7 protein-coding genes are annotated in these 10,177 nt (G+C 57.0%); 3 read left to right on the top strand and 4 right to left on the bottom strand.

The window, feature by feature from the left end; genetic code table 11:
• Positions 1–267: 267 nt before the first annotated feature.
• Together DW178_RS04245 and DW178_RS04240 are read right to left on the bottom strand one after the other, a co-directional pair.
• Positions 268–1,539: an MFS transporter gene (locus DW178_RS04245; RefSeq protein ID WP_286168504.1), complete on the bottom strand. Its 1,272-nt coding sequence runs from the start codon at positions 1,537–1,539 to the stop codon at positions 268–270.
• A gap of 284 nt (positions 1,540–1,823) precedes the next feature.
• Entirely contained in the window at positions 1,824–2,984 is a 1,161-nt protein-coding gene (locus tag DW178_RS04240) for an acyl-CoA dehydrogenase family protein (RefSeq protein WP_118349835.1), read from the bottom strand.
• Positions 2,985–3,365: 381 nt separating this feature from the next.
• On the opposite strand from DW178_RS04240, the gene DW178_RS04235 reads away from it, so the two are divergent.
• Positions 3,366–4,676, top strand: coding sequence for a CaiB/BaiF CoA transferase family protein (locus tag DW178_RS04235; RefSeq protein WP_118349834.1), 1,311 nt, complete (start codon positions 3,366–3,368; stop codon positions 4,674–4,676).
• Positions 4,677–5,166: 490 nt separating this feature from the next.
• Here the strand turns inward: DW178_RS04235 and DW178_RS04230 are convergent, their stop codons facing one another.
• Together DW178_RS04230 and DW178_RS04225 are read right to left on the bottom strand one after the other, a co-directional pair.
• A complete protein-coding gene (locus tag DW178_RS04230) occupies positions 5,167–5,781 on the bottom strand; it encodes a flavodoxin family protein (protein WP_118349833.1) in 615 nt (204 codons plus the stop codon).
• A 149-nt stretch (positions 5,782–5,930) separates the two neighbouring features.
• Entirely contained in the window at positions 5,931–6,809 is an 879-nt protein-coding gene (locus DW178_RS04225) for an enoyl-CoA hydratase/isomerase family protein (protein WP_118349832.1), read from the bottom strand.
• A gap of 356 nt (positions 6,810–7,165) precedes the next feature.
• On the opposite strand from DW178_RS04225, the gene DW178_RS04220 reads away from it, so the two are divergent.
• Together DW178_RS04220 and fadK are read left to right on the top strand one after the other, a co-directional pair.
• Positions 7,166–8,362 (top strand): acyl-CoA dehydrogenase family protein, encoded by a 1,197-nt coding sequence (locus tag DW178_RS04220; RefSeq protein ID WP_118349831.1) that lies wholly within the window; start codon positions 7,166–7,168, stop codon positions 8,360–8,362.
• A 151-nt stretch (positions 8,363–8,513) separates the two neighbouring features.
• A complete protein-coding gene (gene fadK, locus DW178_RS04215) occupies positions 8,514–10,151 on the top strand; it encodes a medium-chain fatty-acid--CoA ligase (RefSeq protein ID WP_118349830.1) in 1,638 nt (545 codons plus the stop codon).
• Positions 10,152–10,177: the final 26 nt, after the last annotated feature.

Here is a 10,177-nt window from a genome sequence, read left to right as displayed (position 1 = left end):
AGAAAACTTGTCTTACGGGTCTTGACTACTCATAGCTGGTCTCTTTCGTATGATGTTCTAGGCAAACACCATTCTACCGAGGGCCGTGGGCCACTACCTTTTCGGGACCGTTGCGATTGAAATGAAAAATCAAGCCAAAGTAAACCCCTTACAGCGGAAAAAGCTTACGGTGGTTCTTGCCGGTTTTCAAGGCCGAACATACGAAGACGACCCCTTGCGGAGCCGTCTTCGTACTAGGTTCTAGAGTAAGCTCTTTGTAGGAAGCCCTTAATCAGTAGTCCACTCAGACTTGTACTTCTTAGCGCTCTGCATAACGTACAGGCCGAGCAGCAGGATGACGACCAGCATGATCAGGCCGGTGATGAACACGACGTTGAAGCCGAAGGATGTCTGAACCCAAGCCCAAATCATGGAAGCGAATGCCGCGATCAGGTTGAACACGGTGGAAACGCGGGAGTAAATCAGAGAGTACTCGCGGGAACCGAAGGACTGGCGAACCACAACGGGGACCAGAACCACGGCCGTGGCGTAGCAGCCGCCGAAGATGAAGGCGCCAGCGTAGAGCATGAGCTCGGTGCCTGCGCCGAACCAGCACAGCAGGATACCGGCAACGCCAGCGCAGAAGGCGAAGATCAAAGCGCCCTTCGCGCTCTTGTCGGCAGCACCGCCGAGGATGACCTTGAACAGAGCCTGACCGACCATCATGACCGTGGTCATGAGACCGCCGACGACGGCCACGTCGAACGGAGCGCTCGTCAGGGTCTTGGTGTAGCTCGGGAACTGCATGGCGATCAGGATTGCGATGTTGATGATGCCGGCGAACACGCACACGGCGTAAAACGTCGGGGTCTTCATCGCACGGGAAGCGGACAGGCCGGAAGCCTTCGGGGCAGCGCCGGCAGCGGCAGCGGCGGCAGCGGCGCCATAGGGCTGCAGGCCGCAATCCTCAGGCTTGCTGCGCACGCACAGCAGCGTGAACGGCAGAGAAGTCACGGCGGCGATAACGGCCCAGATCAGATAGATGGTGTGGAAGTCCATGCCATCGGCACGCAGCGCGGTGAACACGGCGGACCAGATGGCACCGCCGATGCCGGTGAACGCCATGCACAGGCCGATGAAGAAGCCCGCGCGATCGGCAAACCAACGGTTGATCAGCGTAGGAACGGCAAGCCACAGAAGCGTGATTTCGCCAAGGCCCAGCATAATCGCTGCCACGTAGAACAAGACGATGGTGTTCGCGATGCTCATGAGCAAAAACGCCGCAACCACCAAGATGGCGGAACCGGAAAGGATGACGCGCGCATCCATGGACTGCAAGAGCTTGCCAGCGAACGGAGATGCAACCGTCATCGTCAGGTACATAACGGTGACATACATTGCAAATGCGGTCTTCTCAACGCCAAGCCCCTCGGCAACTACCGGCTGGAACAGACCCCACGTGGAAAAGCACAGTGCGGAGCAGCCGAAGGTGATCATGATGCCCGTGAGCACCACGAGAAGATGGCGCATGCTCATCTTCTCTTTCGTCGATTGTGCCAAAACATACCTCCTTGTCGTAGGTTTTCCTTCGCAAAACGCATACCTAGAACCCCTGATGTGATGAACCGGATAAGCACCCTTCCGCTTATCCAAGTACTTTGTACATCACAAAACCTACGGAAGATACGGACAGAACTCACTCATTTATCCGGTTTCGTAGAATTAAAGTGGTCAGTATATGAGATATGTGTATATATCAGAATCACCTATAGCCTATAGAAATCGATAAAAGAGACTTTTGCGGGCACAATTGCTGATTCGGCAATTACGTGATGGGACATTTTTTAAAAATCGCGGTATTTCTCGGCAATCAAAGGTGCGGCGATGTACACCATGATCTGATCGGTGCCCTCTGCGATCTGGTTGCCTCGGCAGTCGCGCCAAACACGACACGTGCGAGAGCTTTCCGTATAGCCCAGACCGCCGAGGATCTGCATACCGTCCGAGGCCACCTCCACAGCGGTTTTAGGGATGTATCGCTTCATGAGGGACACGGCCAATCGTCGATCGGGATCGCCCTCGTCGACAGCCCATGCGGCACGGTACAAGATTGCGCGCATATTGGTCAGACGCAGCTCCATATCAGTCAACATGGTCTCGATCTGCTGGAAACGACCGACCTGCACGCCGAATGCCTTGCGAGAGCGCGCATGCGCACAGGCATCCTCCATCGCGGCTTGCGCCATGCCAAGCGACGATGCGCACAGCAGCACGCGACCATATTCAAGCATTTGGAACAAGCGCCTGAAATCACCTTGATCGGACGAGATGCGGTATTCGGGCTTCAGCTCGACGTCCTGAAACGACAAGGACGCGAAGGGAAGCATATCTTGCCCGATCTTGTCGATGGGGACCGCGGCGATGCCCTTCAAGTTTCGAGGCACCAGCCACAATGCAAGCGCCGGATACGGATCATCGCTCTCAGCATCGGCGTCAATGGCAGCGACGACGATGTACGGAGCATATTCGCCGTTGTTGACGTAGGACTTGCGACCGTTCAAGACGATCTTCCCATCAAGGGTTTTCGTGTTGGTCTTCATGGACATGACATCCGAACCGCCCTCCGGCTCGGAAATGGCGAGCGCGAACATAAGGCGACCCGTCGATCGATACTCGTCGAGGACGGGATCGAGGTTGCCCGCGGCGGAAAGGGCATCGACGATCTGCAGATTGAACAGATCATTTTGAAATGGCAGGGTGGCGCCAGCGCATCGGGACAGCTCCTCGATGATAAGCGCCTGATCGAGGAGCGTATGCCCAGCCACGAATGAAAGCCGTTTATCGACGCTCTTGAAATAGGTATCGGCAAAACGCTTCATGACGTCGTCGGGCAATCCCTGGTCTCTGCACCACTGCGAAACGTGATCGGGCGTAAACGTTTCCGTGCCGAATGCACGAAAAGCAGCTACAAGCTTCTTTTGATCGGACGAAAGATTGAAATCCACCGCGAACCCCCCTTGTGCTCTCGGACATAGACGCAATGCATACCAACTTATGCACTCAATATACCAGCGAGTCGTAATAGCCCTGACGGCCAATATCCCGTTTTCGACCAAACCGATGAACATTCGGCAAGCTTTCCAAAGTATCTCCACCCATTTTCGTCATCTTGGCCACATAACGCCACAAATGCGGAAACATATAAAGTGGTTTGTCCCACATAAATAGAGGTTTTGCAAAAGCTTACCTATGTTTTACCGAACATTTCTTATAGGCAATCACACAATATTGAATTATTGTCCATAGAACTAGGCGCATTTACCTGTAAATATTAATTCTGCAAACGCAAGAACCACCCGAAACGAAAATGAAAGGAGCGCCTCATAATGCTGGTAAGCGAGAAACTTAACGGTTATGGCCCTCTGAACGGCGTGAAGGTCGTCGAACTGTGCGAGTGGGTTGCAGCTCCCGCAACCGTTCGTATCCTGTCCGAAATGGGTGCTGAAATCATGAAGGTCGAGCCGCTGCACGGCGATGCCCAGCGTACCCAGGGCCCGGGCTTTGGCTGCGAGCAGAACGAAACCGAAGACCCCACGATCGACTTAAACAACACCAACAAGAACTGGATCGCCCTTAACCTTAAGAGCGAAGAGGGCTTCGAGGTTATGGACAAGCTGCTCTCCAAGGCCGATGTCTTCGTCTGCAACCTGCGCGATAAGGCGCTTGTCAAGCTGGGTCTGGACTACGACGCCCTGGCTGCCAAGTATCCGTCCCTGATTTGGGCTCAGCTGCGTGGCTACGGCGAGTTCGGCGAAGAGGCCAACACCCCCGGCTTCGACGCCGTGTGTTGGGCTGCTCGTGGCGGCGTTGCCAACTGCTTCCGCGAGGATGGCGAATCCCCTGCAATCCCGCCGCAGGCTTTCGGCGACTACAACGCCGCTTCCATCATGGCCGGCGGTATTCTGGCTGCTCTGTTCAACCGCACCCGCACCGGCAAGGGCGACAAGGTCACCTGCAACCTGTACGGCGCTGCCATCTGGGGCGGCAACATCGGCATCATGGCCACGCAGTTCGGTGCACCGTACCCGAAGTCGCGTAAGCACGTGCCCAACCCGTTCAACAACACGTACCGCACCAAGGACGGTAAGTGGATGCTCATCTGCATGCCGCAGTACGACAAGTACTACAACATGATGATGGAGATCACCGGCAATGCCGAGCACGTCGACCAGCCCGACACCTGCAACCTGCCCGCACTGAAGGCTTCCGAAAAGCAGCCTGAGGTCATCAGCTGGCTCGAGGCCGGTTTCTCGACCAAGACCTTCGACGAGTGGGACGAAATCCTGCGCGAGCATGAGGTTCCCCATCAGAAGTGCTTCCGCTACACCGACGTGGTCAAAGACCAGGAAGCCTACGACAACGACTCCCTGCGTTGGGTCGAGTACGAGGGCTATGGCAAGAAGGCCCTGCCGATGAGCCCCCTGCGCTTCCGCGAGTATGGCGATCCACCGATCATCCTGTCCAAGCCCATCGGCTACCACACCACCGAGATCATGGAGAAGCTCGGTTACACCGATGAGCAGATTGCCAAGGCTGAAGAGGACGGCGCTATCAAGTGCTGGCATGGCAAGGAAGTGCCGGACACCATCTTCAAGTCCGAGCGTCAGGTCAAGGGAGAAGCTGCCTGCAACTGGTAAATCCCAATCTCCTTTCAAGCGTTCTTTTCGAAACACCCGCAACAAAACGTTGCGGGCGTTTCTCTTTATATATAGGTACCGCATTGCGATGCCACCCCACTCAGTGCTACGGCAGCCGGAGGACCAACCAGAGCACGCGCAACCGCACGATGGCGCAGAGGGCTGCCCAACGCGCATGGGCCGGCACGATGAACGCGATGTCCCTTCCCACTCGATCACGAACGAGAGCAGCTCATCAGACCGGAAAGATAAGTCTCCGTCCTATATGTCCGCGATATCAGCCATCTATGCATCGTCTGGCGCTTGTCTGCCATTTCCGCAGCGCTTTTACGTAGCAACCGATCGTCGATGCCGATGCAAAGACGGCAAACGGCTCATATGCTAAAATCCATCGCCGATTCAACAGCAGGATGCAGGCATGTATCGACGCAAAATAAAGCGGCGGTCACCGGGAAAGCGACCGCCGTTGCATACGATGCGTTGAATGCGCTTAGGATAAGCGGGCGATGAGGTTGAACATGTCGTGACCGAGGCGACGAGCGCACTTGAAGGCGTTCTGATCGTCTTCGATGCTACGCCACTCCGGATCGCCCGCCTCGTTGAAACGGGCAAGCTGCGTTGCCGCAACGCCGTCGCCGATGACCGGGCCGAGCGGACGCGGATGGACCACGAGCATCTCATGCGTGGCGAAGAAATGATCCATCGCCGCAAGAGCGCCTTGGCAGCCGCAATCGGGCAAGCCCGAGCACGTGACCATGCCGCCAACTTTGCCGGCAAGGGCGTTGTCGACCATATGCAAAGGACGGGTGCGGTCCATGAAGTTCTTCATGCGCGCGGATACGCTGCCGAAATACACCGGCGAACCCAAAACGATGCCGTCAGCATGCATCATCTTGTCGTAGAGCATATCCATGTCGTCATGGATGGTGCAGCGATTGGAACCCAAGCATTTGTTGCAACCGCAGCAGAAGCGGATATCAAGATGCGACAGCTCGATGAGCTCGCATGTGGCACCTTGATGTCCGGCAGTCTCCAAAACGGCGCTCAAAAGCGCTGCAGTGCCTTTTCCGGCACGATGGCTACCGTTGATGGCCAGAATGTTCATTCTCGTCTCCTAATCGCTTACGTGACCCTGCAGCCGCATCGGCGCCTCCGACCGAGCCGGATTCGTGCGACCGCGCCCCCTGTACCCCTATAGCAAAAAGTGCCCTCGACCGCAATCGATCGAGGGCACCACGTCACAAGAGCAGTGACTTACATGTTGTGGAACGCGTACTTGTCCGGGTTGTCCTTGACGTCCTGCTTGTTGTGCGGGTTCATCTTGAGGGTGCCCATGATGCCGTCGTTGGTGTTGGAGGCCAGAACCTGGTTGCGGTTCTCCATCTTGATGACGTTCTCGAAGCTGGTGCCGTCGAGGGAAGTCTGCAGGCACTCCTTGGTCAGGCGCAGGCCGAACGGAGCGGTCTGCTTGCACATGTCCTCAGCCATGGCGACTGCGGTCTCGAGCACGTCGTCGTCGGCGACAACGCGGTTCGCGAAGCCCCAGTCGAGCAGCTGCTGAGCGTCATGACGGGCAGGGTTCATGAGAATCTCGGCGGCACGAGCGTAGCCGACGATCTTGGGCAGGAAGAAGGCGCCGCCCATGTCGGTGCCGGTGTAGCCGATGGACAGGTAGCCGGCGTTCATCTTGTAGGACTCACCCAGGACGCGCAGGTCGCAAGCGCAGGAGATGGACAGGCCACCGCCGACGGCGTAGCCCTTCAGAGCACCGATGATCGGCTGCTCGCAGCGACGCATGTTCACAATCTGGTCGGAGCACATACGCTGCATGATGTAGAAGTCACGCTGGATGCGGCCCATGTCCTCAGGCGGCTCCAGAGCCAGGTCGTTCAGGTTGAAGCCAGCGCAGAAGGAGCGGCCCTCGCCGGTCAGGACGATGACGCGGCAATCCTTGTCCATGCGGACCTTGATCAAAAAGTCGTTGAACTCAGCCATCTGCTGATAGGACATGGCGTTGAGGTTCTGTGCATCGTCGAATGCGCAAACGTAAACCGGACCACGCTTGTCGATCTTCAGCTTCTCATACTCGTAGGTAAACTCGGGCAGATGATAGCTTTCCTGATAGACGCTCATGGCGACCCCTTTCTTGATTTACTCAAGCTTTGAAAGTTTGTCCCAGACTTCGTAACTGTCCTGTGGACTAGATACAGAATGCCGCCTTTTGAAAGGTATTCATACGGACAATATTTCGATTTTGTGCCCATTACCTCACACATCCTGGAATCTGGTGAACGGATTCCGGAATTCGATAGATGCAACCTATCGATGGGCAGATTGCGCCAGAAAACGTCAATGGGTTCAAGCCGCACAAGGTCGATTTCGCTCGCTATCATGTATGTCAGCAAGGGGAACGCGAAAGATGTGCTAGGTGAGATTACCGTAAACGCACATGCTACGTTCTAAAGATATACATCGATAGGGGCATGCGCATGAACCCAAATGCAAAGATCAGCGACGAGCAGTTTGCTGAGTTCCTTACCAAGGTCCGAACGCTTGCGGAGGGCCCGTTCGAGGAAATGCAGGAGGAAGTCGAGCAGACCAACGTCTTCCCGCAGCGTTTCTTCGATTTGGCTCGCGAGAATGATCTGTATCGCTTCGCGCTTCCTTCCGAGTACGGCGGCTGGGATTTGAGCGAACTGGAGATCCTGAAGGTGCAAGAGGAGTTCAGCCGCGGTCCTGGCGGCATGCGCATGCACCTTCATTACGCCGCCGACCTGAACTGGCGCATCCTCAACGAGTACGGAACTCCTGAGGTGAAGGCCGAGCTCATGGACAAGTTCCAGGACAAGAGCGTCTTCACCTGCTTCGCCTTGACGGAGAAGACGGGCGGCACCGGCGCCGATGTCCATTCCACCGCCATTCGCCAAGAAGACGGATCTTATATCCTCAACGGCGAGAAGTGGCTTATCTCCCACACCGATTGCTCCCAATATGCATACGTGATCGCGGTCACCGACCCGACCGACGATAAGGATTCCCGCCTTTCCGCATTCCTGGTTCCTATGGATGCGCCGGGATTCGAGCTGGTCGAGATGCCGCACATGATGGGCTGCCGCGGAGCCGGACACGCCGGCCTGAAGTTCACCGATGTTCGACTTGACCCGAAATACCTGCTCGGCCACGAAGGCCAGGGCATGGAAGTGGCCATCCACTCCCTGTCCATCTCCCGCGTGCACATCGCCGCATCGAATCTGGGCATGTGCCAACGCATGCTCGAGATGAGCATCGCGCGCGCCAATGACCGCATCACGTTCGGCAAGCCGATCGCAACACGCCAGGCCATCAAGATGAAGATCGCCGATATGGCGGCCGCCACGCACGCGCTGCGTTGCCTGGTGTACGACTTCGCACGCGACTTCGACGTCGACCCGCACAACGACTACGTCGACGAGAAGGCGGCCATCTGCAAACTGAACTCCATCCAAGCGGTGAAAACCTGCTCGGATGAGATGCTTGAGATCTTCGGCGGCGACGGGTACTTCGAAAAATCCCCGTATGGGCCGACCGAGCGTTTATATCGCGACTGCCGCGCACTGTGGCTCGAAGAAGGAGCCCCGACCGTGCAGCGCATCACCATCGCGCGCGAATGCCAGCGTCTGAAGGCGCAATTGGGGTATTTGGACTAAAGCGCTTCTGCAAGGCATCGCCATTGCCTGGGTGTCAAAACGGCGATGCCTTGCCCTGTTCCAATTTGATTTTGTTTGTAAAGGCCGCAGAGGGGTCGCGGCTAGGTAGTTCATGCACTTTTTTCGAGGTAACGAGGAAGGATTGAGCAGCATGATCACAGGCCTGAAAATCAACGAGCAACGCAAGCAAATGTATTACGAGAAGGGGTATTGGGGGAAAGATACCGTTCTTGACGCATGGGACAATGCGGTCAAGAACTACGGTGAACGCGAATACGTCGCAGACGATCAAGGGCGTCGCTACACGTATGCGGAAGTAGATGACAAGGCATCGCGCTTGGCATCCTGGCTTAAGGAGATCGGCATCGAGGTGGGCGATGTCGTCACCATCCAGTTCCCGAACTGGGCCGAGTTCACCGTAGCCTATGTTGCCATTCTCAAAGTGGGCGCCGTGATCCACCCCGTGCCCAAGAATTACAATGACGCGGATTTGACCTACATCATGAGCCTTGTCCACGCCAAGGCGTTCATCTGCCCGACGTATTTCCATCACACGGATTACGAGCAGCAAGCCATCGACATCATGAAGGAATGCCCCAGCGTCAAGGCGATCGCCGTCTGCGATAAGTTCGAGCCCGCACGTTACGGCACCATCTCCCTGTCGACGATCTGCGAAACCCACGAGCCGCTCCAGGAAAAGCCGGAGGTTTCCTCCGACGAAGTGGTGGTCATCCTATCGACCTCGGGCACCACGGGCAAGCCCAAGGCAGCCCTGCTGACCCATAACAACATGCTGTACTCCGAGCGTATCTTCGCTCAGGAGGCTCATCGCGGTCCCGACGATGTCATGTTCGACTGCTCGCCGCTCAATCATGCTGTCGGCTTCTGGCATGGTCTCATCGCCCCGATGCTGACCGGCGGGCGCAGCGTTTTGATGCAGCAGTTCTCCCCGCGCGAGGCCATCGAGCTCATGAACCGCAAGGGATGCACCTGGACCATGGCCTCCACCCCGTTTATCTACGACATCCTGAAGTGCATCGAATACGACAACGGCCCACAGCTTGAGACGCTCAACCTGTGGCTGTGCGGCGGCGCCCCGGTGCCGGCGCGCCTGGTGAAATGCGCGAAAAGGCATGGCGTGGACCTGTGCGAGGTGTATGGCTCCACGGAAAGCTGCCCGCATGTCTTCGTGCCGATCGACATGTGCGTGGAATGGAAAGGCGACTGGTCCGGCGTCCCCTACCCCGGCATCGAGATCAAGTGTATCGATGATAACGGCAACGAGGTGCCGGCTGGCGTGCAGGGCGAAGAGATTTCTACCGGTCCGCATCTGTTCGTAGGCTATCTGGACGAGCCCGAGCGCACCGATCGCGCGCTTGACGATGACGGCTGGTTCCACAGCGGCGACCTTGGCTTCATCGACGAGGAGGGCCGCCTGCGCATCAACGGCCGCAAGAAGGAGATCATCATCCGCGGCGGCGAGAACCTGAGCGCTCGCGAGATCGACGACGACCTGGTAGAGTGCCCTGGGCTTCTTGAGACGGCCACCATCGGCATGCCCGACGAGCGCCTTGGAGAGCGTATCTGCACGTTCGCCGTCGCCCGCGATGAGCACGAGCCCACGCTGAAGGAGATCACGGATTACCTGGAGTCTCAGCACGTTCAGAAGCGCCTGTGGCCCGAGCGCGTCGAGTACATCCCCGAGATCCCCAAGACCCCCATGGGCAAGGTGAAGCGTTTCGAGCTTGCCGAAATCCTCAAGGAGCGCATGGCCAACGATCCGAAATAACGCCTGACCGGAAATCACTCCAAAGA

The organism is Eggerthella sp. AM16-19, assembly GCF_003474385.1.
GTDB lineage: Bacteria > Actinomycetota > Coriobacteriia > Coriobacteriales > Eggerthellaceae > Senegalimassilia.
Note: the sequence above shows the minus strand (reverse complement) of the source record. Positions and strands in the feature narration are given on the sequence as shown.